Below are 307 nucleotides of genomic sequence, written 5' to 3'. Positions count from 1 at the left end.
CTGCTAAAGTATCTGCAGTTTCTCCAGATTGGGAGATTGCAATCACCACATCTTTATTTGTAATAACAGGGTTTCTGTACCTAAACTCCGAAGCATACTCTACTTCTACAGGAATTCTGGCAATATCTTCAAAAATATATTCGGCAACTAAGCCTGCATGCCATGATGTGCCACATGCTACAATAATGACTCTATTGGCATTTAGAAATTTTTCAATATTATCATCAACACCAGACATTTTAATAATGCCTTTTTTTACAAGAAGTCGACCACGATAGGTATCTTTTATCGCATTGGGTTGTTCGAA

Annotated in this window: 1 protein-coding gene; it reads right to left on the bottom strand. The window is 36.5% G+C overall.

All coding sequences use genetic code 11. The features are described from left to right. Positions 1-307 (bottom strand): SIS domain-containing protein (locus ACNG5D_RS15975; protein ID WP_418184525.1); only part of this gene is annotated, 307 nt, incomplete at both ends.

Source organism: Algibacter ulvanivorans (assembly GCF_048381495.1).
Taxonomy (GTDB): domain Bacteria; phylum Bacteroidota; class Bacteroidia; order Flavobacteriales; family Flavobacteriaceae; genus Algibacter_B; species Algibacter_B ulvanivorans.
The sequence above is the reverse complement of the archived record's forward strand: the minus strand, read 5'-3'. Positions and strand labels throughout refer to the sequence as shown.